Annotated in this window: 32 protein-coding genes; 20 read left to right on the top strand and 12 right to left on the bottom strand. The window is 61.7% G+C overall.

Features of this window, described 5'->3' with window-relative positions:
• Window positions 1–219 precede the first annotated feature (219 nt).
• Window positions 220–1,455, top strand: a complete 1,236-nt coding sequence (locus tag BSG08_RS07940) for an acyl-CoA dehydrogenase family protein (RefSeq protein WP_093034765.1) — start codon at window positions 220–222, stop codon at window positions 1,453–1,455.
• A 94-nt stretch (window positions 1,456–1,549) separates the two neighbouring features.
• Entirely contained in the window at window positions 1,550–2,134 is a 585-nt protein-coding gene (locus tag BSG08_RS07935) for a carboxymuconolactone decarboxylase family protein (protein ID WP_093034762.1), read from the top strand.
• A gap of 9 nt (window positions 2,135–2,143) precedes the next feature.
• Here BSG08_RS07935 and BSG08_RS07930 read toward each other — a convergent pair whose 3' ends face one another.
• Window positions 2,144–2,497, bottom strand: coding sequence for an ArsR/SmtB family transcription factor (locus BSG08_RS07930; protein WP_093034759.1), 354 nt, complete (start codon window positions 2,495–2,497; stop codon window positions 2,144–2,146).
• Between the two features lie 264 nt (window positions 2,498–2,761).
• Between BSG08_RS07930 and BSG08_RS07925 the strand changes: the two genes are divergently transcribed.
• The 5 genes from BSG08_RS07925 (at window position 2,762) to BSG08_RS07905 (ending at window position 6,133) form a co-directional block, all read left to right on the top strand.
• Window positions 2,762–3,394: an ATP-dependent Clp protease proteolytic subunit gene (locus tag BSG08_RS07925; RefSeq protein WP_093034756.1), complete on the top strand. Its 633-nt coding sequence runs from the start codon at window positions 2,762–2,764 to the stop codon at window positions 3,392–3,394.
• Between the two features lie 148 nt (window positions 3,395–3,542).
• On the top strand, window positions 3,543–4,808 hold the full coding sequence (clpX, locus tag BSG08_RS07920) for an ATP-dependent Clp protease ATP-binding subunit ClpX (RefSeq protein ID WP_093034753.1): 1,266 nt from the start codon (window positions 3,543–3,545) through the stop codon (window positions 4,806–4,808).
• A gap of 116 nt (window positions 4,809–4,924) precedes the next feature.
• Window positions 4,925–5,308: an NADH:ubiquinone oxidoreductase subunit NDUFA12 gene (locus BSG08_RS07915; protein WP_093034750.1), complete on the top strand. Its 384-nt coding sequence runs from the start codon at window positions 4,925–4,927 to the stop codon at window positions 5,306–5,308.
• 10 nt (window positions 5,309–5,318) lie between these two features.
• Window positions 5,319–5,777, top strand: a complete 459-nt coding sequence (gene mlaD / locus BSG08_RS07910) for an outer membrane lipid asymmetry maintenance protein MlaD (protein WP_093034747.1) — start codon at window positions 5,319–5,321, stop codon at window positions 5,775–5,777.
• Window positions 5,774–6,133, top strand: coding sequence for a DUF2155 domain-containing protein (locus BSG08_RS07905; protein ID WP_093034744.1), 360 nt, complete (start codon window positions 5,774–5,776; stop codon window positions 6,131–6,133). The genes mlaD and BSG08_RS07905 overlap by 4 nt, the downstream gene beginning before the upstream one ends.
• Here the strand turns inward: BSG08_RS07905 and aat are convergent.
• The 4 genes from aat to BSG08_RS07885 all read right to left on the bottom strand — a co-directional run bounded on the left by aat (window position 6,100) and on the right by BSG08_RS07885 (window position 9,296).
• Window positions 6,100–6,741, bottom strand: a complete 642-nt coding sequence (gene aat, locus BSG08_RS07900) for a leucyl/phenylalanyl-tRNA--protein transferase (RefSeq protein ID WP_093034742.1) — start codon at window positions 6,739–6,741, stop codon at window positions 6,100–6,102. The genes BSG08_RS07905 and aat overlap by 34 nt on opposite strands.
• 11 nt (window positions 6,742–6,752) lie before the next feature.
• Complete coding sequence (gene accC, locus BSG08_RS07895; protein ID WP_093034739.1) at window positions 6,753–8,102, bottom strand: acetyl-CoA carboxylase biotin carboxylase subunit; 1,350 nt, start codon at window positions 8,100–8,102, stop codon at window positions 6,753–6,755.
• 12 nt (window positions 8,103–8,114) lie between these two features.
• Window positions 8,115–8,606: an acetyl-CoA carboxylase biotin carboxyl carrier protein gene (accB, locus tag BSG08_RS07890; RefSeq protein WP_093034736.1), complete on the bottom strand. Its 492-nt coding sequence runs from the start codon at window positions 8,604–8,606 to the stop codon at window positions 8,115–8,117.
• A 147-nt stretch (window positions 8,607–8,753) separates the two neighbouring features.
• Complete coding sequence (locus tag BSG08_RS07885; protein WP_175544736.1) at window positions 8,754–9,296, bottom strand: LuxR C-terminal-related transcriptional regulator; 543 nt, start codon at window positions 9,294–9,296, stop codon at window positions 8,754–8,756.
• Between the two features lie 109 nt (window positions 9,297–9,405).
• Between BSG08_RS07885 and BSG08_RS07880 the strand changes: the two genes are divergently transcribed.
• On the top strand, window positions 9,406–10,884 hold the full coding sequence (locus tag BSG08_RS07880; protein WP_093034733.1) for an AMP-binding protein: 1,479 nt from the start codon (window positions 9,406–9,408) through the stop codon (window positions 10,882–10,884).
• On the opposite strand, the gene BSG08_RS07875 is transcribed toward BSG08_RS07880, so the two are convergent.
• On the bottom strand, window positions 10,885–11,289 hold the full coding sequence (locus tag BSG08_RS07875; protein WP_093034730.1) for a hypothetical protein: 405 nt from the start codon (window positions 11,287–11,289) through the stop codon (window positions 10,885–10,887).
• A gap of 10 nt (window positions 11,290–11,299) precedes the next feature.
• Entirely contained in the window at window positions 11,300–12,502 is a 1,203-nt protein-coding gene (locus BSG08_RS07870) for a pyridoxal phosphate-dependent aminotransferase (protein ID WP_093034726.1), read from the bottom strand.
• An 85-nt stretch (window positions 12,503–12,587) separates the two neighbouring features.
• Between BSG08_RS07870 and BSG08_RS07865 the strand changes: the two genes are divergently transcribed.
• The 3 genes from BSG08_RS07865 (at window position 12,588) to BSG08_RS07855 (ending at window position 13,838) form a co-directional block, all read left to right on the top strand.
• Window positions 12,588–12,989, top strand: coding sequence for a helix-turn-helix domain-containing protein (locus BSG08_RS07865; protein ID WP_093034722.1), 402 nt, complete (start codon window positions 12,588–12,590; stop codon window positions 12,987–12,989).
• Window positions 12,982–13,245 carry a succinate dehydrogenase assembly factor 2 gene (locus BSG08_RS07860; RefSeq protein ID WP_093034718.1) on the top strand — a complete coding sequence of 88 codons (264 nt, stop codon included), beginning with the start codon at window positions 12,982–12,984 and terminating at the stop codon, window positions 13,243–13,245. Before BSG08_RS07865 ends, BSG08_RS07860 begins: the two co-directional genes overlap by 8 nt.
• Window positions 13,246–13,337: 92 nt before the next feature.
• The gene (locus tag BSG08_RS07855) at window positions 13,338–13,838 is read left to right on the top strand and encodes a MarR family winged helix-turn-helix transcriptional regulator (RefSeq protein WP_093034715.1); all 501 of its coding nucleotides are present in this window, start codon (window positions 13,338–13,340) and stop codon (window positions 13,836–13,838) included.
• Here the strand turns inward: BSG08_RS07855 and BSG08_RS07850 are convergent.
• Window positions 13,832–14,539, bottom strand: a complete 708-nt coding sequence (locus tag BSG08_RS07850) for a DUF1194 domain-containing protein (RefSeq protein ID WP_093034712.1) — start codon at window positions 14,537–14,539, stop codon at window positions 13,832–13,834. The two genes, BSG08_RS07855 and BSG08_RS07850, sit on opposite strands and share 7 nt — an antisense overlap.
• Window positions 14,506–14,934, bottom strand: a complete 429-nt coding sequence (locus tag BSG08_RS07845) for a VOC family protein (RefSeq protein WP_093034709.1) — start codon at window positions 14,932–14,934, stop codon at window positions 14,506–14,508. The genes BSG08_RS07850 and BSG08_RS07845 overlap by 34 nt, the downstream gene beginning before the upstream one ends.
• A gap of 184 nt (window positions 14,935–15,118) precedes the next feature.
• Here BSG08_RS07845 and thyX point away from each other — a divergent pair, with 184 nt between their 5' ends.
• A complete protein-coding gene (gene thyX, locus BSG08_RS07840) occupies window positions 15,119–16,033 on the top strand; it encodes an FAD-dependent thymidylate synthase (protein ID WP_093034706.1) in 915 nt (304 codons plus the stop codon).
• Between the two features lie 520 nt (window positions 16,034–16,553).
• On the opposite strand, the gene BSG08_RS07835 is transcribed toward thyX, so the two are convergent.
• Window positions 16,554–16,760 (bottom strand): cold-shock protein, encoded by a 207-nt coding sequence (locus BSG08_RS07835; RefSeq protein ID WP_093034703.1) that lies wholly within the window; start codon window positions 16,758–16,760, stop codon window positions 16,554–16,556.
• A 208-nt stretch (window positions 16,761–16,968) separates the two neighbouring features.
• Here BSG08_RS07835 and BSG08_RS07830 point away from each other — a divergent pair, with 208 nt between their 5' ends.
• Together BSG08_RS07830 and BSG08_RS07825 are read left to right on the top strand one after the other, a co-directional pair.
• Complete coding sequence (locus tag BSG08_RS07830; RefSeq protein WP_093034699.1) at window positions 16,969–17,283, top strand: arsenate reductase family protein; 315 nt, start codon at window positions 16,969–16,971, stop codon at window positions 17,281–17,283.
• A gap of 44 nt (window positions 17,284–17,327) precedes the next feature.
• Window positions 17,328–17,696: a hypothetical protein gene (locus BSG08_RS07825; RefSeq protein WP_093034696.1), complete on the top strand. Its 369-nt coding sequence runs from the start codon at window positions 17,328–17,330 to the stop codon at window positions 17,694–17,696.
• A 3-nt stretch (window positions 17,697–17,699) separates the two neighbouring features.
• Here the strand turns inward: BSG08_RS07825 and thrS are convergent, their stop codons facing one another.
• Complete coding sequence (gene thrS / locus BSG08_RS07820) at window positions 17,700–19,646, bottom strand: threonine--tRNA ligase (protein ID WP_093034693.1); 1,947 nt, start codon at window positions 19,644–19,646, stop codon at window positions 17,700–17,702.
• A gap of 262 nt (window positions 19,647–19,908) precedes the next feature.
• On the opposite strand from thrS, the gene BSG08_RS07815 reads away from it, so the two are divergent.
• The 4 genes from BSG08_RS07815 (at window position 19,909) to BSG08_RS07800 (ending at window position 22,122) form a co-directional block, all read left to right on the top strand.
• Window positions 19,909–20,154, top strand: a complete 246-nt coding sequence (locus BSG08_RS07815; protein ID WP_093034690.1) for a hypothetical protein — start codon at window positions 19,909–19,911, stop codon at window positions 20,152–20,154.
• Between the two features lie 133 nt (window positions 20,155–20,287).
• On the top strand, window positions 20,288–21,046 hold the full coding sequence (locus BSG08_RS07810) for an alpha/beta fold hydrolase (protein WP_093034687.1): 759 nt from the start codon (window positions 20,288–20,290) through the stop codon (window positions 21,044–21,046).
• Window positions 21,047–21,152: 106 nt separating this feature from the next.
• The gene (locus BSG08_RS07805) at window positions 21,153–21,881 is read left to right on the top strand and encodes an alpha/beta fold hydrolase (RefSeq protein ID WP_093034684.1); all 729 of its coding nucleotides are present in this window, start codon (window positions 21,153–21,155) and stop codon (window positions 21,879–21,881) included.
• Window positions 21,874–22,122 carry a hypothetical protein gene (locus BSG08_RS07800; protein ID WP_245770626.1) on the top strand — a complete coding sequence of 83 codons (249 nt, stop codon included), beginning with the start codon at window positions 21,874–21,876 and terminating at the stop codon, window positions 22,120–22,122. Before BSG08_RS07805 ends, BSG08_RS07800 begins: the two co-directional genes overlap by 8 nt.
• Window positions 22,123–22,140: 18 nt before the next feature.
• Here BSG08_RS07800 and phaZ read toward each other — a convergent pair whose 3' ends face one another.
• Window positions 22,141–23,421, bottom strand: a complete 1,281-nt coding sequence (phaZ, locus tag BSG08_RS07795; protein ID WP_093034681.1) for a polyhydroxyalkanoate depolymerase — start codon at window positions 23,419–23,421, stop codon at window positions 22,141–22,143.
• 107 nt (window positions 23,422–23,528) lie between these two features.
• Here phaZ and phaC point away from each other — a divergent pair, with 107 nt between their 5' ends.
• Window positions 23,529–25,331 (top strand): class I poly(R)-hydroxyalkanoic acid synthase, encoded by a 1,803-nt coding sequence (gene phaC / locus BSG08_RS07790; RefSeq protein ID WP_093034678.1) that lies wholly within the window; start codon window positions 23,529–23,531, stop codon window positions 25,329–25,331.
• A 140-nt stretch (window positions 25,332–25,471) separates the two neighbouring features.
• Window positions 25,472–25,921, top strand: a complete 450-nt coding sequence (locus BSG08_RS07785) for a phasin, PhaP (protein ID WP_093034675.1) — start codon at window positions 25,472–25,474, stop codon at window positions 25,919–25,921.
• Window positions 25,922–25,949: the final 28 nt, after the last annotated feature.

Genomic DNA, 25,949 nt, shown 5'->3' with positions numbered 1-25,949 from the left:
TTGTTGCGGCAGGCCGGATGCTGTCAAATGCAGACGTGACTGCCCTGACGCCGGGCCATTGAGCGCTGCGTTTATGGCGGAATTTTGCGCGTGCGGCGGAGAGGTTTTGACATATCGCCGCCTGCGCAGCACTGGGGTTGCGGGCGATGCCGCGGCAATCGCGCTTGGGTTGTCCGATACATCGGACAGACTGAATCGATGTGAAAAAAGGGGATCGGGATGGAGATGAATCTGGGACTGCGACCGGAGATCGGGGGGCTTCTGGATCGGGTGGCGGCGATGGTGCGCGACGAGATCATGCCGTTGGAGGCCGAGTATCACGCCGAGACCGCAAAGGGCGACCGCTGGTCCTACACCCCCCGCCAGACCGAGATCCTCGAAGGGCTCAAGGCACGCGCCAGGGCGGCGGGCCTGTGGAACTTCTGGCTCACCGACAGCGCCCGGGGCCTTGGCCTGACGACGGTGGATTATGCCTATTTCGCCGAAACGATGGGCCGCACGCCGATGGCGGCAGAGGTGTTCAACTGCAACGCGCCCGATACCGGCAACATGGAGGTCTTTGAACGCTACGGCTCTGACGCGATGAAAGAACGCTGGCTGAAACCGCTGCTCGATGGCGCGATCCGCAGCGCCTATCTGATGACCGAGCCGGATGTCGCCAGTTCGGACGCCACCAATATCGCCATGTCCTGCGTGCGCGACGGCGATCACTACGTCCTGAACGGCGAGAAATGGTGGGCCACCGGCGCGGGCGATCCGCGCTGCGCGGTCTATATCGTGATGGTGCGCACCGGCGGCGATGATCTGTCCAAGCATCAGCGCCATTCGATGATCGTGGTTTCCGCCGACACGCCCGGCATCGAAAAGCTGCGCCCGATGCAGGTTTACGGCCATGACGACGCGCCGCACGGGCATATGCATTTCCGCTTTACCGATGTGCGGGTGCCGGTTGAAAACCTGCTTCTGGGCGAGGGGCGCGGGTTCGAGATCGCTCAGGGCCGCCTTGGACCGGGGCGTATCCACCACTGCATGCGCGCCATCGGCCAGGCCGAGGCGGCGCTTGAAATGATGTGCCGGCGCAGCCTGAAACGCGAGGCATTCGGCAAGCCGCTGGCGCAGCTGGGCGCCAATTACGACATCATCGCCGAATGCCGGATGGAGATCGAGCAGGCGCGCCTCTTGTGCCTCAAGGCGGCGTGGATGATGGACCAGGGCGATCCGCGCGCAGCCGCCCCCTGGATCAGCCAGATCAAGGTCGTGGCCCCGCGCGTGGCGCTCAGGGTCATCGACGAGGCGGTGCAGATGTTCGGCGCACAGGGGATTTCACAGGATGTGCCGCTCGCGGCGATGTGGACGCATGTGCGCACGCTGCGGCTGGCCGACGGGCCGGACGCGGTGCACCGCCGACAGGTGGCGCGGGCCGAGTTGCGCAAATACACTCAGGAAAGGGTCTGACACCGCATGTTCACGATATGGTGATCGTCTTGCGGTTTCAAAGTCGCCATCATCCGATTAGCTGGAGACTGACCAAAATCAAAGGAGAGGTCCAATGACTGCTGAATTTCGAGTTGAGACACCCCCTGTAAGCGACGATCAGGCCAAGGGAAAAGCAAAGGAACTGCTCGACGGCGCGCGCGCCAAGCTGGGGTTCGTGCCGAACATGTATCGCGGTATGGCCGTAAATCCGGGTCTGCTGGCGACCTATCTGCACGGCTACGCGCTGTTCCGCGAGTCGGGGAATTTCACCCCGCCCGAGCAAGAGGTGGTGTTCCTGGTGATTTCCGGTGCGAATGGCTGTGACTACTGCACCGCGGCGCACTCGATGCTGGCGGTCAAGATGTCCAAGCTGGGCGAGGCGCATACCCAGGCGCTGCGCGACGGCAAACCTCTGAGCGATCCCAAGCTGGAGGCGCTGCGCAAGTTCACTCATCACATGTGGCAAACCCGCGGTCTGCCGACACAGGCCGAGGCCGAGGCGTTCAAGGCGGCCGGCTATAGCGATGTGCATGTGCTCGAGATCATTCTGGCGCTCGCCGTCAAGACGATCAGCAACTATGCCAACCACGTCAACCACACCAATCTGGACGACGCCTTTGCATCCTTTGCCGTGGGCAAGACGGTCGAACCCGCCTGAGCCCCGATATCAGGAACTGCGTCCCCCGGCACCGGGGGCGCAGAACAGCTCGTAAACCACCTCGAGCACCTTGCGCGGGCGGTCATCCGCGAGACTGTAATAGATCGCCTTGCCGTCACGACGTGTCGTCACCAGCCCCTCGAGGCGCAGCCGTGACAGCTGTTGCGATACCGCCGCCTGACGGGCGCAGAGCAGTTCTTCCAACTCGGTCACGGATTTTTCACCCGATACCAGATGGCACAGAATCATCAGCCGCCCCTCGTGGCTTATCGCCTTGAGGAAATTTGCGGCCCTGGTCGCATTCTCGACCATCCGGTCCATTTCGGCAGGATCAACTGTGTCATCAGGCACGGGCAGGGGCATTTCGATAGGATCCGCTCCTCGGTTTCGTCTGTATCTAGGGCGTTTTGCGCGGTGATGCAAAAACTGACGGGGAGGGCTTGCGGGAAAGTGAGCGGCTGTGGCCCCAAACCGGCACCACAGGCGCGCGATGCCACAAATTCGCGCGATGCCCTTGCAGCCCTTTGGGCGCAACACTAAGACTCGCTTAGGAACTGGCCCGATACGGTCAGCATGACACCCAAGGCCGGATGACTGACGTTCTGGCGCATTTGCAGGCGGGCGACGATGAAAGACCCTATGGACATCTATATGAATACCCTCGTGCCGATGGTCGTGGAACAGACCAGCCGGGGCGAACGGGCCTATGACATTTTTTCGCGCCTGCTGAAGGAGCGGATCATCTTCCTCAGCGGCCCGGTGCATGACGGCATGTCGAGCCTGATCGTGGCGCAACTGCTGCATCTCGAGGCGGAGAATCCGTCCAAGGAAATCAGCATGTATATCAACAGCCCCGGCGGTGTGGTCACCTCTGGCCTGTCGATCTATGACACGATGCAGTATATCAAGCCCAAGGTCAGCACCCTCGTCGTGGGGCAGGCGGCAAGCATGGGCAGCCTGCTGCTGACGGCGGGCGAACCGGGTATGCGATTCTCGCTGCCCAACAGCCGGATCATGGTCCACCAGCCCTCGGGCGGATATCAGGGGCAGGCCACCGACATCATGATCCACGCGCGCGAGACGCAAAAGCTCAAGGATCGTCTGAACGAGATTTATGTCAAGCATACCAGCCAGACCCTGAAAAAGGTCGAAGAGGCGCTGGAGCGGGACAATTTCATGTCGCCCGAAGAGGCCAGGGCCTGGGGACTGATCGACGAGATCGTCGAAAACCGTGCCAAGGGCGACAGCGAGGATAAGTAAGAGGTGATCGGCCCCGCTCCGGGGTCGGACATTTTCGGATTGTGGTGCTTTTCCGCCTGACTTAAGCTGGCGGAAAGGAATACGCACAGATAAACGGCCCCGACGCGACCGCAAGCCAGGTGGCAGCGCAGAGTCTGAAAGGTACGAGATGGCGAACAACTCAGGCGACAGCAAGAACACGCTTTATTGCAGCTTCTGCGGCAAAAGCCAGCACGAGGTGCGCAAGCTGATCGCCGGGCCGACCGTGTTCATCTGCGATGAATGCGTCGAGCTCTGCATGGACATCATCCGCGAGGAAACCAAGAGCGCAGGATTGAAGTCGAGCGAGGGCGTGCCTGCGCCGCGCGACATCTGCAAGGTTCTGGATGATTACGTGATCGGACAGATGCGGGCCAAGCGGGTGCTCTCTGTCGCGGTGCATAACCACTACAAGCGGCTCAACAATTCCGGCAAGAGCGATATCGAGCTGTCGAAATCCAACATCCTGCTGATCGGCCCGACCGGCTGTGGCAAGACGCTGCTGGCACAGACGCTGGCACGGATCCTCGACGTGCCCTTTACCATGGCCGATGCCACCACGCTGACCGAGGCGGGTTATGTCGGGGAGGATGTCGAGAACATCATCCTCAAGCTGTTGCAGTCCAGCGAATACAATGTCGAACGCGCGCAGCGCGGCATCGTCTATATCGACGAGGTCGACAAGATCACGCGCAAATCCGAAAACCCCTCGATCACCCGCGACGTGTCGGGCGAGGGCGTGCAGCAGGCGCTCCTGAAACTGATGGAGGGCACGGTCGCCGCCGTGCCGCCGCAGGGCGGGCGCAAACATCCGCAGCAGGAGTTCCTGCAGGTGGACACCACCAATATCCTCTTCATCTGCGGCGGCGCCTTTGCCGGTCTGGACAAGATCATTGCGCAGCGTGGCAAGGGCAGCGCGATGGGCTTTGGCGCCGATGTGCGCGACAACGATGCCCGTGGCGTCGGCGAGATATTCAAGGATCTGGAGCCTGAGGATCTGCTGAAATTCGGCCTCATTCCCGAATTTGTCGGTCGCCTGCCGGTGATCGCGACGCTTGAGGATCTCGATGAGGATGCGCTGGTCACGATTCTGACCCAGCCCAAGAACGCGCTGGTCAAACAGTATCAGCGCCTCTTCGAACTTGAGGGCGCGCGGCTGAGCTTTACCGAGGACGCCCTGACCGCGATCGCCAAACGCGCCATCCTGCGCAAGACCGGCGCGCGCGGGCTGCGCTCGATCCTCGAGGATATCCTGCTCGACACGATGTTCGAACTGCCCAGCATGGCGCATGTCGAAGAGGTAGTGGTCAACGAAGAAGCGGTGAACTCCGACGCCACACCGCTGATCATCTATGCCGAAACCAAGGCCAAGAAGGGCAGCGCGAGCGCGGGATAACCTGTCCGCTGGACCGGATTCACACCGCCCGCACCGAACCTGCCGGGGGCCTTGCGGGCACTGGACCTTTTGCGCGGGATCGGCCATATCGGACAGAGCAAGCTTCGGAGGTTCGGATGGGTATTTTGACGACGCTCCTGCGGTCGGTCACCTGGTGGAACGGGCAGACGCTCAACACGCAGTTCTATACCTGGCGCAAGGGCGTCAGGGTCGGCGAGGATGCGCAGGGCAACCTGTTCTACCGCAACCGCGACGACAGCCGCCGCTGGGTGATCTTCAACGGCGAGGCCGAGGCAAGCCGCATCGATCCCGACTGGCACGGCTGGCTGCATCACACCTACCGCGAACCGCCCACCGACAGGCCGCTGCCGCACAAGACCTGGGAAAAGCCGCATAGCGAGAACCTGACCGGCACGCCGCTGGCCTATGCGCCAGCCGGTTCGATCCGGCGCGCGGTCCCGGCAGAGCGGCGCGACTACGAGGCGTGGTCACCGGAATAAGGACGAATGAATGTCTGAAAGCAAAACCGAAATACTGGTCGGCGGCGTGGTTCTGGCCGTGGCGATCGGCTTTCTTGTCTATGCGGGCAATACCACCGGGATGACGCGGGCGGGGGCCGAATACACGCTCAGCGCCAGCTTTCGCAGCGCCGACGGCGTCAGCGTGGGCACCGATGTACGCCTCGCCGGCGTCAAGGTGGGGCGTGTGACGCGGCTTGACCTTGATCCGGAAACCTATCGCGCCAGTGCGTTCTTTACCGTTCAGGACAGGATCCGCGTGCCCGATGACAGCGCGGTCTCGATTTCCTCCGAGGGTCTGCTGGGTGGCAATTTCGTCGAGATCCTGCCGGGCGGCTCCCCCTTTCATTTCGAGCCGGGCGACGAGATAGAATTCACCCAGGGGTCGGTCAGCCTGGTGTCGCTCCTGATGAAATTCGTCGCCGGCGGAGAGGACGAGGCCGCACAATGAAACGCCTCTGGCCTGGCTTTGCCCTCGGCGTGTTCGCCACGGTCGCGGGCGCACAGGAACCGGCCTCGGTTGGATCGGGGGCGGTGCTGCGCGGTCTCGACAAGATCAATGGCCAGGTGATTGACATCGACCTGGCCAATGGCGAGGGGGCGGATTTCGGCAGTCTCAGGATTGATCTGGCACAATGCCGCTACCCCGAAGGCAACCCGGCGGGCGATGCCTATGCGTTCCTGACGATCCGCGAACAGGTTGGCGGGCAAGAGCTGTTTTCGGGCTGGATGCTGGCCTCATCGCCCGCGCTCAACGCGCTTGAGCATCCGCGCTATGATGTCTGGGTGCTGCGCTGCAAAATCTGACCGGGGTCGGTTTCCAGCGGCAGCGCGGTGATGTCCGCCTCGATGGCCAGCGCCTCCTGCAACCGCCTGCGATATTCGGCACGCGGGATCTCCACCCCGCCCAGCCGGGCAAGATGCGGGGTCAGGAATTGCGTGTCGAACAGCACGAAACCACAGCGTTTCAGGTGATCGGTCAGATGCGCCAGCGCCAGTTTCGAGGTGTCGGTGCGGTATGAAAACATGCTCTCGCCACAGAACACAGCCCCCAGCGTGACCCCGTAAACCCCGCCCGCAAGCTGCCCCTCGCGCCAAACTTCCAGTGAATGCGCATGCCCCACCCGGTGCAGCGCCGTATAGGCACGATGAATGCGCGCACTGATCCATGTCTCGGGGCGGTCGGCGCACCCGTCCAGCACGCCCTTGAAATCGCGGTTCAGCGTGACCTCGTACCCGCCGCCGCGCATTCGCCTGGCCAGCGAGCGGGAGATGTGGAACCCGCCCAGCGGCAGGATGCCACGCCGCTGCGGATCGACCCAGAAAACGCTCTGATCGCCACGATGTTCGGCCATCGGAAACACCCCCGCCGCATAGGCTTCCAGCAGCAGTTCGGGGGTCAGGGCTGGGGTCATGGCGCGCCCGGTCAGTCCCGCAGGTTGGTTTCCAACCAGTGTTCCAGCCAGTGAATATTGTAATCGCCGCTCTGGATATCCTCTTCCTGCAAGAGCGCGTGAAAGAGCGGCACGGTGGTGTCCACCCCGTCCACGATCAACTCGCCCAGCGCGCGACCAAGCCGGGTAAGCGCGCTCTGCCGGTCCTTGCCATGCACGATCAGCTTGGCGATCAGACTGTCGTAATAGGGCGGGATCTTGTAGCCGTCATAGAGGGCCGAATCCATCCGCACACCCAATCCGCCGGGCGCGTGAAACTGGGTGATCTTGCCCGGTCGCGGCGCGAAATCCGGCAGTTTCTCGGCGTTGATGCGCACCTCGATCGCGTGCCCGTTGATCACCAGATCCTCCTGCGTGAACGACATCGGCAGCCCCTCGGCCACGCGGATCTGTTCCTGCACAAGGTCCACGCCAAAGATCGCCTCGGTCACCGGATGCTCGACCTGCAACCGGGTGTTCATCTCGATAAAGAAGAACTCGCCCTTTTCATAGAGGAACTCGATCGTGCCCGCGCCGCGATACTTGATCCGCGCCACGGCATCGGCGCAGATCTTGCCGATCCGGTCGCGCTCCTCGGTGGTGATGCAGGGGCCGGGGGCCTCTTCCAGAACTTTCTGGTGCCGCCGTTGCAGCGAACAGTCACGCTCGCCCAGATGCACGGCACTCCCTTTACCGTCACCAAACACCTGAATCTCGATATGACGCGGCGTGGTCAGGTATTTCTCGATATAGACCTCGTCATTGCCGAATGCCGCCTTGGCCTCGGAGCGCGCGGTCATGAACGCCTTTTCCAGCTCGGCGGCGCTTTGCGCCACCTTCATGCCACGCCCGCCACCGCCCGCCGTAGCCTTGACGATCACCGGAAATCCGATGTCGGCGCAGAGCGCCTGCGCCTCCTTGAGGTTGGCGACGCCCCCCTCCGATCCGGGCACACAGGGCACGCCTAGCGCCTTCATCGTGTCCTTGGCGGTGATCTTGTCGCCCATGATACGGATATGCTCCGCCGACGGGCCGATGAAGGTCAGGTCGTGATCCTCGACGATCTGCACGAAACTGGCATTTTCCGACAGAAACCCATAGCCCGGATGGATCGCCTGTGCGCCCGTGACCTCGCAGGCGGCGATGATCGAAGGGATCGACAGATAGCTCTCGGACGACGGCGGCGGGCCGATGCAGACGGATTCGTCGGCCATGCGCACATGCATCGCATCGGCATCCGCCGTGGAATGTACCGCCACGGTCTTGATCCCCATCTCACGCGCCGCGCGGATCACGCGAAGGGCAATCTCGCCCCGGTTGGCGATCAGGATTTTCTCGAACATGCGCGCCAGCCCTTATTCGATGATCATCAGCGGCGACCCATATTCGACCGCCGCGCCATCCTCGATCAGGATGCGCTTGACGGTGCCGCCACGCGGGGCGGGAATATGGTTCATCGTTTTCATCGCCTCGATGATCAGCAATGTGTCGCCCTCGGCAACCTGCGTGCCGACGCTGACGAATGCGGGCGCGCCCGGCTCTGCCTGCATGTAGACGGTGCCGACCATGGGCGAGGTTACGGCGCCCGGATGGCTTGCCGGATCCTCGGCCGGGGCGGAATGGGATACCGCTGCGGGGGCTGCGGCGGGCGCGGGGGCCACGGCCTGCGGTGCGGGGGCGCTGACATGGGTGGTGACGACCTCGCCCCGGCGGCTGACGCGCACGTTCAGCGTGTCGTCCTGACCGTATTCACGCTTGACCGACAGTTCGGTCAGATCGTTCTCGTTCAGCAGTTCCGCGAGGGCCCGGATAAAGGCCACGTCCGATTCATGGGATTTGTTCGACATATGCTTCCTCGACCACAGCGATGATGCCCGGCACAGGGCTCATGGCATTCGTTTTCGCCGCTTATAGGGCAAGGCCGCGCCTGAGAAAAGCGGCCATTGCCCCGACAGGTGACGCCGGACGGGTAATTTTGCGCCATCAGCGCCTCGTCAGAGCGGCATGCCGGAAAGTTTTGCCACCAGTTCCGCCAGCTTGCGCGCCTGGAATTTCTCCAGCAGACGCGCGCGGTAGACTTCGACGGTGCGATAGCTGAGCCCGAGATCAAGACCGATTTCCTTGGAGGTAAGCCCCCGGCAGGTCAGGATCGCCACCTCACGCTCGCGCTGTGTGAGCGGCACCAGCGGCCGCTCGTCCGAGAGATCCGAGAATGACCAGATGCCGCGCTGAAAAGGAGCCTCGGGCGTCAGCGACTGACCGCGCACCCTGCACCAGAACAGCGTGCCATTGCGCCGCTTCATAACGCGCTCGTCGGCATAGCGCCCGGTCTTGCGCATTGCCGCAAGGCCACGCTCGCCGATGCGACGGTAATCCTCGATCGAGGGGTAATAGCGCGCGAGAGGCATATTGACGTAATCCTCGGGCCTGTCGCCGAAGATTGCCGCGAATTGCAGGTTGCACGCTCTGATGATGCGATGTTCCAGCAGGACAAGGCCCACGGGGGCATGATCAAAGGCGAGTTTCTCGATCTCCATGCCGCGTTTATGGCGCGCCGCGCGCGGCAGGCCAAGCGATTTGCGTATATCTACGGAATTGTGCAACGCGCGCGCTGGTGCTTTGGTGAGGCATCAGGGAGGCACTACAATGAATATCGGAATCTGGCTGGAGCGGGCGGCACAGGCATGGCCCGCGCGCGCAGCGCTATATCATGGCCGCGCGCAGGTCGCGGATTACGCGGGCTTCGACCGCACGGCCCGCGCGGTGGCCGGCTGGTTGGCGGCGCGGGGGGTGACGCCTGGCGACCGGGTGGCGATCTTCATGGGCAACGCGCCCGACTACCTGCTGGCGCTCTACGGCATCTGGTATGCCGGGGCTGCCGCCGTGCCGATCAACGCCAAGCTGCATGGCGCAGAGGCCGCATGGATCATCGCCGACGCGGGCGCGCGGGTGGTGCTGGCCGATACGCCGCATCAGACGGCGCTGGCCGAGGCGGGCGTCGCGGCCTTGGCACCCGCTCAGGGCACGCCGGTCGAACGGCCCGCGCACCGCGCGCCGGATGACCTGGCCTGGCTCTTCTACACCTCTGGCACCACCGGACGGCCCAAGGGGGTGCGGATCACGCACCGGATGCTGATGGCCATGTCGCTCAGCTATCTGGCGGATGTGGATCAGGTGAGCGCCGACGACGCCACGCTCTACGCCGCCCCGATGAGCCACGGCGCGGGCCTCTATGCCCTGCTGCATGTGCTGCGCGGCGCGCGGCATGTCTGCCCCGCCTCGGGCGGCTTTGACGAGGGGGAAATCCTCGATCTCGCCCGCCATCATGGCCGCGTGCACATGTTCGCCGCCCCCACCATGGTCAAGCGGCTGACGGCCCACGCCCGCGCGCATGGCCAGACCGGCGAGGGGCTGCGCAGCATCGTCTATGCCGGCGGGCCGATGTATCTGGCGGATATCCTCGACGCGGTGGATCATTTTGGGCCCATATTCCTCCAGATCTACGGGCAGGGCGAATGCCCGATGGCGATCACCGCGCTGCCCCGTGCGGATGTCGCCGACCGCGCCCACCCCCGCTGGCGCGAGCGGCTGGCTTCCGTGGGCCGCGCGCAATCGGTGGCCGAGGTGATTGTCGCCGATGCCGTGGGCCGGGAATTGCCGCCGGACGAGACGGGCGAAATACTCGTGCGCGGCGATGCGGTAATGCCCGGCTACTGGCAGAACCCGGAGGCCAGCGCAAAGGCGCTGCGCGGCGGCTGGCTCTGGACCGGCGATCTGGGGCGGATGGACGCGGACGGCTATGTCACGCTTCAGGACCGCTCCAGGGACATGATCATCTCGGGCGGTTCCAACATCTACCCGCGCGAGGTCGAAGAGGTGCTGCTCACGCATCCCTCTGTCGCCGAGGTGGCGGTGGTCGGCGCGCCCGATGCGGAATGGGGCGAGGTGGTGGTGGCCTTTGTCGTCAGCCACGGCGCTCTGGACGAACGGGCGCTGGATGCCCATTGCCTGACCCAGATCGCCCGATTCAAGCGACCCAAGCGCTATATCGCGGTCGCAGACCTGCCCAAGAACAGCTACGGCAAGGTGCTGAAAACCGAACTGCGGGCGCGGCTCGATCCCTGATCAGTCGTCCTTGAGGATGCGATCCGCCTTCTTGCGCACCAGCACCGTGCGCAGATCGTGCATCGCCAGCAGCAGCGGGTCGGTCACTGCCTCCAGTTGCTCGTCCGTGGCGCGCGACTGCGCCCAGTGGGTCGTGGTGTTCAGGTAGTCCACCGCGCGCAGGATGTCGTCGATATCGCGGTGCTCGATCAGCTTCAGCCGTTCGGCCATCCATTCGGTGATCGCGGCCATGTCCCTGTCGGACAACTCGCGGTCGCCATGCGGCTTGATCTCGGACTTGCGGATATTGACCACGGCGATCTGATCCATGTCGATGCGCCGCTGACGGTTCTCGGTGTCCACCCGGAACACGAACGCGCCGTTCTCGCGGACCCTGAAATAATATTCCGGCAGATCGCCCGCCATGATCCCCCCGTTACCGCAGCCCGGCGCAGAACCTCTGTATCCGCGTGCAGGCGTCTTCCAAGGCCTCGTCCGACGTAGCGTAGCTGACACGAAAGTTCGGGGAAAGTCCGAAGGCGGCGCCAAATACCACCGCCACTCCGGTTTCCTCCAGCAGTGCCGTGGCAAAGGCCTCGTCGTCCATGATCAGTGCGCCGCCTGCGCTCGTCCTGCCGATCAGCCCGGCAATCGAGGGATAGACGTAGAACGCGCCGTTCGGCGTAGGGCATTCCACCCCCTCGATCTGGTTCAGCATCGCCACCACCAGATCGCGGCGGCGTTTGAACACCGCGTTGTTCGCGGCGATGAAATCATGGCTGCCATTCAGCGCCTCGACGGCGGCCCATTGGCTGATCGTGCAGGGGTTCGACGTGCTCTGGCTCTGGATCTTGCGCATCGCGGCAATCAGATCCTGTGGCCCCGCCGCATAGCCGATCCGCCAGCCGGTCATGCAATAGGCCTTGGAGACGCCATTGCAGGTCAGCGTGCGCCCGTAAAGCGCCGGTTCCACCTGCGCGGGCGTGCAGAACTCGAAATCGTCGTAGGCCAGATGCTCGTACATGTCATCGGTCATCACCCAGACATGGGGGTGCCGCATCAGAACATCCGTCAGCCCCTGCAACTCGTCCCGTGAATAGCCCGCCCCGGTGGGGTTGCTGGGCGAATTGAAGATGAACCAGCGGGTTTTGGGTGTTATTGCCGCTTCCAATGCCTCGGGCGTCAGCCTGAATCCGGTCTCGATGCCCGCCGGTGCGCTCACCGGCTCGCCGCCCGCCAGCAGCACCATGTCGGGATAGCTCACCCAATAGGGCGCGGGGATCACTACCTCGTCACCCGGATTGAGCGTCGCCATCAGCGCATTGTAGAGAATCTGCTTGCCGCCGGTGCCAACGCTGACCTGCGCAGGCACGTAATCAAGCCCGTTGTCGCGCTTGAACTTGGCGCAGATTGCCGCCTTCAGCTCCGGGATGCCGTCGACGGCGGTGTATCTGGTCTTGCCCTCCTGAATGGCCCGGATGCCCGCCGCCCGGATATGCTCGGGTGTGTCGAAATCCGGTTCGCCCGCGCCAAGGCCGATCACGTCGCGTCCGGCGGCTTTCAGCTCCTGCGCCTTGGTCGTGACGGCGATGGTGGGCGAGGGTTTGACGCGCGATAATGTCGCGGAAAGGCGGGACATGGACGGCTCCGGTTTGAATTTGCCTGCCAGATCTCTTAGGCTGCCCTCAGAGGTTGATCAAGCATGATCGCCGGAAAGGAAAACAATGACCACAGACACGACCGACAGCTGGTTCGACCCGGATGTGACCACCTTTGGCGACCGCGTGGCGGGCGCGCGCGAACGCGCAGGCATGAGCCAGGAGGATCTGGCCCGCCGTCTCGGCGTCAAGCTCAAGACCATCAAGGCCTGGGAAAACGATCTGGCCGAGCCGCGCGCCAACAAGCTCTCGATGATGTCCGGGCTCCTGAACGTGTCGCTGCTCTGGCTCCTGTCGGGCGAGGGCGAGGGGCCGGATGCGCCCGGTACCGGCGAGCTATCGTCCGATATCACCGGCATGCTGACCGAGATCCGCGATATCCGCGCGCAGCTTGCACTCTCGACCGACCGGCTGGGGCGGCTGGAAAAGACCCTGCGCGCCAGGTTGCGGGAACAGGCCGGTGAGTGAGGCGCATGACCATCGCCTGAAACGCCTCTCGATGCGCGCCATGCGCCGCGGGATCAGGGAAATGGACATCATCCTCAGCCGCTACGCCACGGCCCGGCTGACCGAAATGAACGGCGCGGATCTCGACGGTTTCGATGCGCTGCTGTCCGAGAACGATCAGGATCTCTACCAATGGGTTACCGGCCAGACGGCCCCGCCCGCGCGCTATGCCGGGCTTGTTGCCGACATAGCCGGCCATGCCTGCGCGGGAAAATGACTCGCATTTTAGGCGCTCTTGTCACGGTTTAACCGATTATTGGGTATTTTCGGACAATCTCCCCTGCAGGCAGTTTTGCAGGGGATAGTAGCATGAGCTTTCACAAGCCGCTGAATGCGCCCAGGGATCACACCGGATTCATCACCGGCTATCTTGAGGCGCTGTCGCTGGTCGAACGGCTGCACCGGTTGCTGCTCGATGTCATCAAGGACGAATTCGAACGTGTCGGCATTCTGGAAATCAACGCGGTGCAGGCGCTCTTGCTCTTCAACATCGGCGATCACGAGGTCACCGCCGGCGAGTTGAAGACGCGCGGCTACTACCAGGGCAGCAATGTCAGCTACAACCTCAAGAAACTGGTCGACATGGGTTATATGCACCACCAGCGCTGCGAGGTGGACCGCCGCTCGGTCCGCGTGCGGCTCACCGAAAAGGGCCGTCATATCCGCGATGTGGTGACGACGCTCTTCGAACGCCACGCCGAGGGGCTGGAGGCGCGCGGCGTTCTGGGTCCGGACGGGGTGGATCACATCACCACCGCCCTGCGCCGGGTCGAACGCTACTGGACCGACCAGATCCGTTATATCTACTGATCCACCGCGCTCAGCATGAGATCGCTGATCTCGCGGTAAAGCTTGCGCGCCATCGCCCGCTCGAAATCCTCGAACCCCTGCGCCACCTCCAGAAACGCCCCCGGTCCACGCAGCACCTCGGCCCGGTAATGCTCCAGCACCGCCGCGTCATGGCCCAGAATGACCAGCCCGTTCACCGTGATCCCGGAGAACGGAAAATGCCGGTAGGCCAGCGCCGGGCCGAACCCCTGATTGTTGACCCCGTCGCCCGACACGTCGATCACCCGCCGCGCGCAATCCGGCGCCCGCGTCATCAGCTGCGCGCCATAGCCCAGCGCCGACCCCAGAGCGGTAGGGTAATCCGAGGTGGACCGCTCCATCCCCGCCAGCACCGCCACCGCGCGGGTGATATCCGCCTCTGACCGCAACAGCACCCAGTCGAGATGCAGCTTTTCCTGGAACCGCCCGCTCCATTCATAGACCGCCAGCGCCACATCGCCGGCGCCGCCGCGCAGTATCGCCTCCCGGATCTCGGGCGCATCCAGCGCCGAGGCCAGCCCGATCCGCTGCAGATCATACTCCCGCGCATCGACCGAAGACGACACATCCAGCGCCAGCACCAGCGCCAGACGGCACGCCGCCGCCGCCGGTCCCGCCGCCACCAGCGCGATCAGGGCTGCCGCCAGCCTCACCAATGGCCGGTGTTTTCCATGCTCGCCCATGGCTCTGCCGGTTCCAGCGCAGCCCCCTCCTGCAACAGCTCGATCGAGATATTGTCGGGGCTGCGCACGAACGCCATCCGCCCGTCGCGCGGCGGCCGGTTGATCACCACGCCATTGTCCTGCAGATGCTGGCACATCTCGTAGATATTCCCGACCGAATAGGCCAGATGCCCGAAATGCCGGCTGTCGCTTGGCAGCCCCTCATCGCCATCCCAGTTCCAGGTCAGCTCGACCGGGCACTCCTCCTGCCCCTCGGGCGCCATGAACACCAGCGTGAACCGCCCCCCCTCGTTGTCCCAGCGCCGCGTCTCCTTCAGCCCCAGCAGCCGGTAAAACGCCATCGACGCCTCCAGATCCCTGACCCTCACCATCGTGTGCAGATATCTCACGCGCATCGTCACCCTCCATTCTCAACGGTTGGCTCAGAGGATAGTGGCCCCGGCCCGCGTGTCGAGCCAAAACCGCAGACCGCCCCCGATGCAGAAACCACCCGATATTGGCTTGGCCCAATGGGCATCCGCAAGATATAGTAGGCTCCGACTCATCCCCCGACTCATCCCCCTGACGAAAGGCCCCGCCATGCCCCTCAGCCCCGATCAACAGGCCGAAATCGACGCCCAGCGCGGCCAGACCCACACCACCCGGCGCGCCACCGCCGAGGGGATGGAAAAACACCTCTACACCGCGCACCCGGTGCTCGACCACGGATTTGTCCGCGTCATCGACTACATGGGCGACGATGCCGCGATCTGTCAGGCGGCGCGCGTGTCCTACGGGCGCGGCACCAAATCGGTGCAGAATGACGAGGGGCTGATCCGCTATCTGATGCGCCACTGGCATTCGACCCCTTTCGAGATGTGCGAGATCAAGCTGCACGTCAAACTGCCGGTCTTTGTCGCGCGTCAGTGGATCCGCCACCGCACTGCCAACGTCAACGAATACTCCGCCCGCTACTCGATCCTCGACCGCGAATTCTACATTCCCGCGCGCGACGCGCTCAACGCGCAGTCGGTGGTCAACAACCAGGGCCGCGGCGCGGCCCTCAGCGGCGAAGAGGCAGAGCGCGTTCTGCGCTACCTGCGCGACGACGCCATGCGCTGCTATGACCATTACGAGGAAATGATCGGCCAGGACGGCCAGCAGGGCCTTGCCCGTGAACTCGCCCGCATGAACCTGCCCGCCAATATCTATACCCAGTGGTACTGGAAAACCGACCTGCACAACCTCCTGCATTTCCTGCGCCTGAGGGCAGATAAACACGCCCAGTATGAAATAAGGGTTTACGCCGACACGATTTGCAACATCGTCGCCGATTGGGTCCCCGCCGCCTACCGCGCCTTCGCCGACTACCGCATGGGCGGCGCGACGCTATCCGCAACAGCTATTGATTGCGTGCGGCGGATGCTGAAAGGTGAGGTGGTGACGCAGGAAACCTCGGGCATGAGCAAGGGCGAGTGGCGGGAGTTCGAGGGGGTTTTGAACGACCCCGCGTAGCGGGGGCAAAACGCTCCGGTGGAGCGTTTTGAGTGAAAAACGGGCGAGCCCATGGCGCGGCCGGCATGGGGTTGGTGAGTTGAGCAAAACTACGGATTTCAGGCCCCCGTAGGGTGGATGCCAACCCACCATTCCCAACTCCAACCGTCGCGCGATGGTGGGTTTGCACCCACCCTACGCATGTCCCGCCCGGCGCTGCCGGGACGCCGCTGATCCCCGCACATCCTGCAACCGTCTGACCGGTCGAAAAATCGTACGGTTTTTGCCTTGAACCGTACGGGTTGCTTACTGGGGTCGGGCGATTTTCCCCGAAAAAATACTTTGATTCGGCAAGGCAATTCGGCCGTTCAACCCCGATCTGCTGCAAATCACCCACCACCCCCGTGCGCCACCGCAATCGCGGCGCACGGACCAGGCCGACCTGTCCGGCAGGGGGTCTCGGTCTGACACTGACGCGGGCGGGATACCGGATATGGGGGGCGCGTCATCCGCTGCCCCCGCATCTTGTCCGCCCCGGCGGTCAGAGCAGCTTGAGATCCGCCGCCATCTGACGCCCGTCGCGCCCTTCCTGAAGTTCGAAACCGACCTTCTGATTATCCGCAAGGCCCGTCAGTCCCGACCGTTCGACCGCAGAGATGTGCACGAACACATCCTTGCCGCCTCCATCCGGGGCGATGAACCCGTAACCCTTTGTTGTATTGAACCATTTCACGGTGCCGGTAGGCATTCCGCTTCTCCTTCCACGTCGCTTCCCCGGGATTATGCCGGGCCATGTCACGCCGGACCCTCAGGGACCGGCCAAGCGTTGCAAAGGCGGAATCTGAATGCCCATCGTCACAGGGGTGATGATTGCATTGCCAATGTAAAAATCAAGCGAAACTCCGTGACCTCACGTAAATTGCGCGCTATTCAGGCGAAAAACGAGGGGTTGAACCATGATCCTCTACGGTTTGAAAACCTGCGACACCTGCCGCAAGGCCTTGAAATCGCTTGGCAATGCGGAATTTCGGGATATCCGCACCGATGGCCTGCCCAAAGAAGTGGCAAGGGCTGCGCATGACCGTTTTGGTGCGGCGCTGGTCAACCGCCAATCGACCACCTGGCGCGGGCTGTCCGACGCCGAGCGCGCGCGCAACCCTCTGGAATTGCTCGCGGATTACCCCGCGCTGATGAAACGGCCGCTGATTGATGACGCGGGTACGCTCTATCTCGGCTGGGGCAGGGACACACAGGCCGCGCTGCTTGAATAGCGATGCGGAATTGCCCATATGGGCCAAGCGGTTAGGAGATGGACATGCGCAACGCGGCAACGGTTCTGGGGATCATCGGCGGTTGTCTGGCGATTCTCGTGGGGTTTTTCAGCTATGGCTACACCGAGGCGATCAACCGCTTTGGTGAGGTTGAGGGGCTGTTCAGTCAGGTCAACGACCCGGCGCTGATCCGCACGGCGAGTTTTCTGGCTCCGCTTCTTGCGATTGCCGGGGGCGCGATGGCCAAGATCCGGGCGCTGATCGGCGGCGTGCTGCTGCTCGTCTCGGCCGCGCTCATGTATTATGCATTTGGATTCAATGTCTTTACCATGTTTCCCTTGGGCATGACGGCGCTCGCCGGTCTGCTGGCCGTGGCAGCGGGCAAGCCGGACGAACCGAAATCGCATTTCTGAGGGTCAGAAGAGATCCGGCGGCGTGGCCTCTTTTGCCAGCTGTTGAACCACGTCCTCCAACCCCTGGACGATGGTCTGTTTTTCACCCAGCCGCCTGACGGACAAAGTTCTTTCCTCGACCTCGCGCGATCCGCAGGCAAGGATCACAGGCACTTTGCCTACCGAATGTTCGCGTACTTTATAATTGATCTTCTCGTTTCGCGTATCCGCCTCCGCCCGCACCCCAATCGCGGTAAGTTTCTCAACGATTTCATACACATAGGCATCAGCATCGGAGATAATCGAAGCCACTACCACCTGCCTTGGCGCAAGCCAGAAGGGCAGCTTGCCGGCGTGTTCCTCGATCAGGATACCGATGAACCGCTCGAAACTGCCAAGCGTGGCGCGGTGCAGCATGACCGGGCGATGCTTGGCCCCGTCAGGGCCGATATATGTTGCGTCCAGCCGTTCGGGCAAAACGAAATCCACCTGCAACGTGCCGCACTGCCAGTCGCGCCCGATGGCGTCGGTCAGCACGAACTCCAGCTTGGGCCCGTAAAACGCCCCTTCGCCGGGATTGAGCGTATAGTCGCATCCCGCTGCCTCGGTTGCGGATTTGAGCGCCGACTCCGCCCGGTCCCAGACCGCATCGCTGCCCGCGCGGGTTTCGGGGCGGTCGGAGAATTTGACGGAAAACGATTCAAATCCGAGATCGCGGTAAATCTTTGACAGAAAGTCGATAAATCGCTTTGTCTCAGTTTCGATCTGATCCTCGGTGCAGAAGATATGCGCGTCATCCTGAGTGAACCCGCGCACCCGCATGATGCCGTGCAGCGCGCCCGAGGGCTCGTAGCGGTTGCAGGATCCGAACTCGGCCATGCGCAGCGGCAGATCGCGATAGGATTTGAGACCCTGATTGAAAATCTGCACATGGCAGGGGCAGTTCATCGGCTTCAGAGCGTTGACCGCCTTTTCGCGGGCGTGATCTTCGTCTACCTCGACGATGAACATGTGCTCTTGATATTTCTCCCAATGCCCCGACGCTTCCCACAGCTTGCGATCCACGACCTGTGGCGTGTTTACCTCAACATAGCCGCCGCGCGTTTGCTGGCGCCGCATGTAATCCTGAAGCGTGGTGTAGATTTTCCAACCGTTGGGATGCCAGAATATCTGGCCGGGGGCCTCTTCCTGCATATGAAAGAGGTTCATTTCACGGCCCAGTTTGCGGTGGTCCCGGCGCTCTGCCTCCTCCAGGAAATTCAGGTATTCCTTGAGGTTTTCACGATTGGCAAAGGCGACGCCGTAGATGCGTTGCAACATCTGGCGGGTGCTGTCCCCGCGCCAGTAGGCCCCGGCCACGTTCATCAGCTTGAAAGCGTCGGCAGGCACCTGCCCGGTGTTCTGCAGATGCGGGCCACGACAGAGGTCCTGCCAGTGTCCGTGCCAATACATGCGCAGCGGTTCATCACCTGGAATGGCCTCGATCAGTTCGACCTTGAAGGGTTCATTGGTGGCCTCGTAATGCGCGATCGCGCGGGCGCGGTCCCAGATTTCGGTCGTGACCGGATCGCGCAGATTGATGATCTCTTTCATCTTTTTCTCGATGAGGCCGAGATCTTCGGGAGTAAACGGCTCTGCCCGATCAAAGTCGTAATACCAGCCGTTTGCAATCACCGGGCCGATGGTTACCTTGACATCGGGCCAAAGTTCCTGAACCGCGCGGGCCATGATATGGGCAAGGTCATGTCGGATCAGTTCGAGCGCCGGGGCCTCGTCTTGCAACGTGTTGATGTTGATCTTGGCATCACGTTCTACGGGCCATTGCAGATCCCAGTGCTCTCCGTCCACGTAGGCGGAAACTGCTTTCTTGGCCAGCGAGGGTGAGATGCTGGCGGCCACATCGGCAGGGGTAACCCCTGCTGGGAAAACACGCGCATTACCATCGGGAAATGTCAGGGAAATCTGGGCCATAGATCGGCTCCTCGTCGGTTTGGCGCCCACGGAACGCCCGGTTGCGGGTTATTTTGCCTCTAATGCCCGCGCGGACGGGGGGCGTCAAGGCCGGTATGTGTCTCGTTAGATACAACTGCGGTCTTTCATCGCATGCGAACGTATGCAGTAACATATTGACGCAGCTCGACAAATTATTGGACCTGTCGCAAATGATGGCTTAAATGTCGGATGTCGGGCGCGAACGGATGTTGCGCAAGCGCGAAAGGGCGGGGTCAAGACAATGCCGGGATACAATTCGAAATTCGAGCTTTCGGTCGAGGACGTGGAATTGATTGAGGGAGCACTGCGCCAGATCAAGGCGGACATGTCGGCGAAGACGCTTGCAAACAATCCGCAGCATGACAGAACCGCTGACAGCGTGACTGGCACGGATGAAACGCTGCGGCAAATCCATGATCTTCTGGGCCGGCTGCATAATCAAAAGGTATTTTACCGCCCCAGACGCGGTTCATATATCGGCGGGTAGCAGATCTAGGGAGAATCTGACGTCATGGTTGTGGCGTTCCCAGCGGCCACCATTCCGGGATTGGACGTAAAACAGATTTGTGCAATGTGCATGCCCGGTGCATGATCGCCCCTGCGTTGTAGCGGAGGTGGTGATGGAAGAACCCGACTATATGATATCGGAGACAGGTCGCCGTCTGGCTTATCATCTGACGCCGGGACGACAGCCGGGCGTGGTTTTCCTCGGTGGGTTCAAGTCGGATATGCAAGGGACCAAGGCGGTCCACCTCGAGCAATGGGCACAGAGGGCAGGACACGGGTTTCTGCGGTTCGATTATTCCGGGCATGGACAGTCATCGGGCGAGTTTACCGACGGGTGTATCGGTGACTGGGCCGCGGACGTCCGGGCAGTCATCGAGGCTCTGACCGAAGGGCCACAGGTTCTTGTAGGATCGTCGATGGGTGGGTGGATCGCACTCCTGATCGCGCGGGCTATGCCGGAACGGGTGGCGGGGCTGGTGACAGTTGCGGCAGCGCCGGATTTCACAGAAGATTCGATGTGGGCCGGGTTCGACGAAACACAGCGCGCCGATTTGCTTGGAAGTGGGCGGGTGACGCTGCCGAGTGCCTATGGTGAACCCTATATCATCACCCGGCGTCTGATCGAGGAGGGACGGCGAAATCTGGTGTTGCGCGAACCGTTGCATTTGCCATTTCCTGTTCGATTTCTGCAAGGGACGGCAGATCAAGATGTTGATGTCTCTGTTTCAACATCGCTTTTGGACCATGCCACTGGGCCGGATATGAGGCTGACTCTGGTGCGTGATGCCGATCATCGGTTCTCTGCTCCGGACTGTCTTGCACTGATCGTCACCTCTGTGGAAGAGGTGATCGCGCACGGCGGGGGCAACTGACCTGTCGGCTTGCAGACACTCTCCAGGACGGGCTTGCTCCCATGCCTCATCTGGTGTCATGCTGGGGGCGGCACCGTGCCCGAGCAAGCCGCACAAAGGATGTTGAATGAGCAGCGACCCGGTGGTGTTCTTGCCCGGAATGATGTGCGATGGACGGGTATTTGCGCGGCAGATCGATGATCTGAGCCGGGATAGGCCGGTGATGGTGGCCCCGATCACGGGCGGCGATAGGATTGAAGAGATTGCGTCGGGCCTGCTTGATGTGCTGCCGCGCAGGTTTGCGCTGGCTGGTCTTTCGATGGGCGGAATCGTGGCAATGGAAATCCTGCGTCGCGCGCCGGACCGGGTGGCGCGCATTGCCCTGATGGATACGAATTCCCTGGCCGAGACGCCCCAGTCCGTGGCCGGATATGAGCCTTTCATCATCAAGCTGCGGGCGGGTCCGCTGGCTGATGCGGTTCAGATGTTGATGCGCCCGGATGTGCTGGCGCCGGGACAGGGGCGGACCGATGTGTTGGCGTTGGTCGCGGATATGGCGCGGGCGATTGGTGCCGAGGCGATCATCCGTCAGACCTGCGCACTGCAACGGCGTCGCGACTATCAGGCCGAATTGCGGCGTTGTAAGGTGCCCGCACTGGTGCTCTGCGGTGAGCATGACGGGCTGACCCCGGTCAAACGGCACAGCTTCATGGCCGAACTGATTCCCTATGCCGAACTTGCGGTGATCGCAGGGGCGGGTCATTTGCCACCGCTCGAGCAGCCGGAGGCCACCACTGCGGCGCTGCGCCGCTGGCTTTGTCGGCCGCTCGCTCAGCAGAGGAGGGTTGATGCCTGAACCGGAGAACCTGCAAGACATGTCGGTCAAGGCAAAACTGCGACGGATGCGTCGGCGGGTGCAGCTTTGGTCTGGTCGCAGGCTGCCGCCGGGGCTGCGCCTTGTCGTCGGAATTTTGCTGATCGGCGGAGGGGTGCTTGGATTCCTGCCGGTGCTCGGGTTCTGGATGATTCCGCTTGGCATTGCCGTGGCGGCGCTTGATGTTGTACCGGTGCTGCGATGGCTGCGGGGCCACCGTTAGGGCCGGGCTGTATGCCTGTCAGCCGTTCGCCGCTGCATTCCGGTTGGCAGGTTTCGGTGCCATCTTGGGTTTCGAATTGACATCAATGAAGTTAAGCACCTGCGGACGGATGTTGTTGCGCCAACTGCGCCCTGCAAAGATACCATAATGGCCTGCCTCGGGCTCGAGATAGCTGGCCTTCATGCTGTCTGGCAGGCCGGTGCAGAGGTCAAGCGCCGCAACGCACTGGCCTGGCGCCGAAATGTCGTCCTTGCCGCCCTCGACGGTCTTGACCGCCACATTGGTGATCTTGCCGAGATCGACGCGATGGCCGTTCACGACAAAACGGTTCTGCGCGATCTCGAGTCCCTTGAAGATGCGCTCGACCGTTGAGAGGTAAAACTCTGCTGTCATGTCCATAACGGCGAGATACTCGTCGTAAAAACGGTTGTGGGCATCGTTGTCGCTGGCCTCGCCTCGGGCCACACGCAGGATCTGATCGGAAAACGCGCGCAAATGCCGTTCGCCGTTCATCGACACAAACGAGGCCAGTTGCAGGAGGCCGGGGTAAACCTGTCGGCCGACGCCCTTGTATTTGAAGCCTACGCGCTGGATCATGGTCTCTTCGAGTTGACCCATCGTGACGCGGCGGCCGAAATCGGTCACCTCTGTCGGGGTGGCGTCGGGGTCGATCGGACCTCCGATGAGCGTAAGCGTACGCGGCTGTGCCTCGGGATCGAACTCGGCCAGATAGGCGGTGGCGGCAAGGGTTAGCGGTGCAGGCTGGCAGATGGCGATCACGTTGATGTCAGGGCCGAGCGTCTTCATGAAATCGACAAGGTAGAGGGTGTAATCCTCGATGTCGAACTTGCCCTCGGAGACAGGAATGTCGCGCGCGTTGTGCCAGTCGGTGACATAGACCTCGCAATTGACGATCAGGGACTTCACGGTCGATCGCAGCAGCGTGGCATAATGACCCGACATCGGCGCGACCAGTAGGATCCTGCGCGGCTGTTCCTCGCGGCCCGAGACGTTGAAATGGATGAGATCGCCAAACGGGCGCGATAAGACCGTTTCAATGCTGACGAGATGGTCCCGCCCATCCTCGTGTGTGAAGGTGCGGATGCCCCAGTCAGGTTTGGCCACCATTCGCTCGAAGCTGCGTTCGGTCACCGCACCCCAGGCTGCCATCCACTGCAAAGCAGGATTTGGCACCATGCTGAAAACCGGATAGGATGCAAGTGAGAGAGCGGAAGCACCCAGCCATTGATTGGCATTTCGGAGGGATTCCATAAGGTCATATGTAGCCATATTGCGCATCGTTGTCTCCTGTACTGGCGCGTAGCCCGGTTTCACCCGTATAACCGCCCTCCGATCAGGCTCACGGTATGCTGCATGGCAGAAAATGTTAAGGGGAAATAATACAAATGGCAACGCAGGATGATGTCGCAGGCCAGAACCTTGAAAAGTTGAACGAAAATCTCGCCAAAGTCGAAGAACTCTCGCAGCGTTTCATACAGGCTCTGGCGGCCCGGACGCCTGCCAACCCCACTCTGAACGCGCCATCGCATGATCTTTTTGCCAAGGCAGCATCGTCTTACTGGAGCGAGATTCTGGAGAATCCGGGCAAGATTTATGAACAACAACTGGACTACTGGGGTAAATCGGTGCGGCACTTCGTGGAAGCCCAGCAAATGATGCTGCGTGGCGATGCGGCGGAAGATTCCGAGGCCCCTGATCCGCTGGCGGGCGATAAACGCTTTGCCAACCCGCTCTGGAACACGCATCCCTATTTCAAGTACATCAAGCAGCAATATGTGCTGAACGCCCAAGCCATCGAGAAGGCTGTCGGTGATGTGGATGATCTGGATCCCAAGGAAAAGCGGCGACTGGATTATTTCGCCCATCAGATCATTGATATGATGTCACCAACCAATTTTCTGGGCACCAATCCGGATGCGCTAGAGCGCGCGGTCGAGACCGAAGGCGAAAGCCTGGTCAAGGGCCTGGAGAACCTGATCGCGGATCTCGAGGCCAACAAGGGCGAGATGGTGGTGCGTCTGGCGGATGACAAGGCGTTCGAACTGGGCGGCAATATCGCCACGACGCCCGGTGAAGTTGTCTATCGCAATCGCATGATGGAACTGATCCAATACGCGCCTACCACGGATGAGGTTCATGAAGTGCCGCTGGTGATCTTTCCGCCCTGGATCAACAAATTCTACATCATGGATCTCAAACCTGAAAACAGTCTGATCAAGTGGATCATCGATCAGGGTTATACGCTGTTTGTTGTGAGTTGGGTCAATCCGGACGCGTCTTATGCCGATGTGGGTATGGAGGATTACATCAAGGAGGGGTTTCTGACCGCAATCCGCGAGGTCAAGGCGATCACCGGGCAGAAACAGGTCAACACGGTTGGTTATTGTATCGCAGGCACAACACTGCACCTCACGCTGGCGTCGATGGCCAAGCGGGGGGACAATTCGGTCAAGTCGGCTACGTTCTTCACCGCGCTCACCGACTTTTCCGAGCAGGGCGAATTCACGCCGTTTCTGCAGGATGATTTCATCGACGGGATCGAAGAGGAGGTGAATGCGCAGGGCGTGCTGCGCTCGTTCATCATGTCGCGCACGATGTCGTTTCTGCGCTCGCGCGACCTGATCTATCAGCCTGCGGTTCGCAGCTACATGATGGGCGAGGCGCCGCCTGCCTTCGATCTGCTCTACTGGAACGGGGACGGGGCGAACCTGCCGGGCCGGATGACGGTGCAATATCTGCGTCATCTGTGTCAGAGTAACGATTTCGTCACCCGTGGTTTCAGGATTATGGACGAGACGTTGCATATCAGCGATGTGAAGGTGCCCCTGATGGCCGTGACCTGCCAGAGCGATCACATCGCCGCCTGGAAGGATTGCTATCGCGGTTTTCAGCAGACGGCGGCAAAGGATCGTACCTTCATCGTGTCGGAGTCAGGCCACATCGCGGGGATCGTCAATCCGCCGTCGAAAAAGAAGTATGGCCACTATACCAATGACGACCTGACCCTCCCGGCAGAGGAATGGATGGCAGGCGCGCAGTACCATGAGGGGTCATGGTGGCCCATGTGGGAGACCTGGCTGCGCAAGCGTTCTGGCAAGAGGATTGCCGCGCGTGCGCCCGGTGATTCGGAGCATCCCCCTCTGGCGCCCGCTCCGGGCACCTATGTGCGCAAGAAGGCAACTATCTGATCTGGCCGACCTTTTCTGGCAGCCCTAAAAAGCTTTTGCTGCAGTGCAGAAAAAGCTTGAAATGCTGCGATGCAGCATGTATATGTCTTTGCAGTTGCAGAAACAGCGGGTGACCCCGCTAACCCGAAAGGACATTACCAATGGCAAAGACCCAAGATTTCACCGCGATGTTCAAAGACATCATGGGCGCGTTTCCCGTTGACACCAAAGCAATGGAAGACGCATTCAAGAATCAGGCAACCTTGAACGAAAAGCTGTCTGGCGTTGCTCTGTCGGCTGCCGAAAAATCGGCCGAAATCTCGAACAAATGGACCAAGGAAACCCTGGCCAAGCTGGCAGAAATGTCGAAAGCCAAGGCAGAACCTGCCGACTATGCCAAAGCGATGACCGATTTCGCATCGGCCAACGCCGAAGTGGCCGCTGAAAACATGGCCGCCTTTGCAGAAGTTGCAAAGAAAGTACAGATGGAAACCGTCGAGCTGATGCTGTCGGCCGGCAAATCCATTCAGGAAGACGCGACCAACGCAGTCAAGAAAGCGGCTGACGAAATGACCGCCGCCACCAAAAAAGCGACCGCTGCCGCGAAGTAAGCGCAGACACCATACCCTGACCCCTCCC

It is taken from the genome of Roseovarius azorensis, from assembly GCF_900109455.1.
Lineage (GTDB): Bacteria > Pseudomonadota > Alphaproteobacteria > Rhodobacterales > Rhodobacteraceae > Roseovarius > Roseovarius azorensis.
This window is presented reverse-complemented; position numbering and strand designations above follow the sequence as displayed.

Coding starts and splice junctions, on each gene's coding strand:
- BSG08_RS07885 (WP_175544736.1), bottom strand. CDS start 9,296: ATGGAGATCGAGAAACTCGCCTTTGATCATGCCCCCGTGGGCCTTGTC.
- BSG08_RS07875 (WP_093034730.1), bottom strand. CDS start 11,289: ATGGCGGGCGATCTGCCGGAATATTATTTCAGGGTCCGCGAGAACGGC.
- BSG08_RS07825 (WP_093034696.1), top strand. CDS start 17,328: ATGCGCAACGCGGCAACGGTTCTGGGGATCATCGGCGGTTGTCTGGCG.
- phaZ (WP_093034681.1), bottom strand. CDS start 23,421: ATGCGCAATATGGCTACATATGACCTTATGGAATCCCTCCGAAATGCC.
- BSG08_RS07850 (WP_093034712.1), bottom strand. CDS start 14,539: ATGGGCGAGCATGGAAAACACCGGCCATTGGTGAGGCTGGCGGCAGCC.
- BSG08_RS07925 (WP_093034756.1), top strand. CDS start 2,762: ATGAAAGACCCTATGGACATCTATATGAATACCCTCGTGCCGATGGTC.
- BSG08_RS07815 (WP_093034690.1), top strand. CDS start 19,909: ATGCCGGGATACAATTCGAAATTCGAGCTTTCGGTCGAGGACGTGGAA.
- aat (WP_093034742.1), bottom strand. CDS start 6,741: ATGACCCCAGCCCTGACCCCCGAACTGCTGCTGGAAGCCTATGCGGCG.
- thrS (WP_093034693.1), bottom strand. CDS start 19,646: ATGGCCCAGATTTCCCTGACATTTCCCGATGGTAATGCGCGTGTTTTC.
- BSG08_RS07855 (WP_093034715.1), top strand. CDS start 13,338: ATGAGCTTTCACAAGCCGCTGAATGCGCCCAGGGATCACACCGGATTC.
- BSG08_RS07835 (WP_093034703.1), bottom strand. CDS start 16,760: ATGCCTACCGGCACCGTGAAATGGTTCAATACAACAAAGGGTTACGGG.
- clpX (WP_093034753.1), top strand. CDS start 3,543: ATGGCGAACAACTCAGGCGACAGCAAGAACACGCTTTATTGCAGCTTC.
- BSG08_RS07870 (WP_093034726.1), bottom strand. CDS start 12,502: ATGTCCCGCCTTTCCGCGACATTATCGCGCGTCAAACCCTCGCCCACC.
- BSG08_RS07865 (WP_093034722.1), top strand. CDS start 12,588: ATGACCACAGACACGACCGACAGCTGGTTCGACCCGGATGTGACCACC.
- BSG08_RS07805 (WP_093034684.1), top strand. CDS start 21,153: ATGAGCAGCGACCCGGTGGTGTTCTTGCCCGGAATGATGTGCGATGGA.
- BSG08_RS07785 (WP_093034675.1), top strand. CDS start 25,472: ATGGCAAAGACCCAAGATTTCACCGCGATGTTCAAAGACATCATGGGC.
- BSG08_RS07880 (WP_093034733.1), top strand. CDS start 9,406: ATGAATATCGGAATCTGGCTGGAGCGGGCGGCACAGGCATGGCCCGCG.
- accB (WP_093034736.1), bottom strand. CDS start 8,606: ATGTCGAACAAATCCCATGAATCGGACGTGGCCTTTATCCGGGCCCTC.
- thyX (WP_093034706.1), top strand. CDS start 15,119: ATGCCCCTCAGCCCCGATCAACAGGCCGAAATCGACGCCCAGCGCGGC.
- BSG08_RS07845 (WP_093034709.1), bottom strand. CDS start 14,934: ATGCGCGTGAGATATCTGCACACGATGGTGAGGGTCAGGGATCTGGAG.
- BSG08_RS07940 (WP_093034765.1), top strand. CDS start 220: ATGGAGATGAATCTGGGACTGCGACCGGAGATCGGGGGGCTTCTGGAT.
- mlaD (WP_093034747.1), top strand. CDS start 5,319: ATGTCTGAAAGCAAAACCGAAATACTGGTCGGCGGCGTGGTTCTGGCC.
- BSG08_RS07905 (WP_093034744.1), top strand. CDS start 5,774: ATGAAACGCCTCTGGCCTGGCTTTGCCCTCGGCGTGTTCGCCACGGTC.
- BSG08_RS07930 (WP_093034759.1), bottom strand. CDS start 2,497: ATGCCCCTGCCCGTGCCTGATGACACAGTTGATCCTGCCGAAATGGAC.
- BSG08_RS07935 (WP_093034762.1), top strand. CDS start 1,550: ATGACTGCTGAATTTCGAGTTGAGACACCCCCTGTAAGCGACGATCAG.
- BSG08_RS07830 (WP_093034699.1), top strand. CDS start 16,969: ATGATCCTCTACGGTTTGAAAACCTGCGACACCTGCCGCAAGGCCTTG.
- accC (WP_093034739.1), bottom strand. CDS start 8,102: ATGTTCGAGAAAATCCTGATCGCCAACCGGGGCGAGATTGCCCTTCGC.
- BSG08_RS07915 (WP_093034750.1), top strand. CDS start 4,925: ATGGGTATTTTGACGACGCTCCTGCGGTCGGTCACCTGGTGGAACGGG.
- phaC (WP_093034678.1), top strand. CDS start 23,529: ATGGCAACGCAGGATGATGTCGCAGGCCAGAACCTTGAAAAGTTGAAC.
- BSG08_RS07810 (WP_093034687.1), top strand. CDS start 20,288: ATGGAAGAACCCGACTATATGATATCGGAGACAGGTCGCCGTCTGGCT.
- BSG08_RS07800 (WP_245770626.1), top strand. CDS start 21,874: ATGCCTGAACCGGAGAACCTGCAAGACATGTCGGTCAAGGCAAAACTG.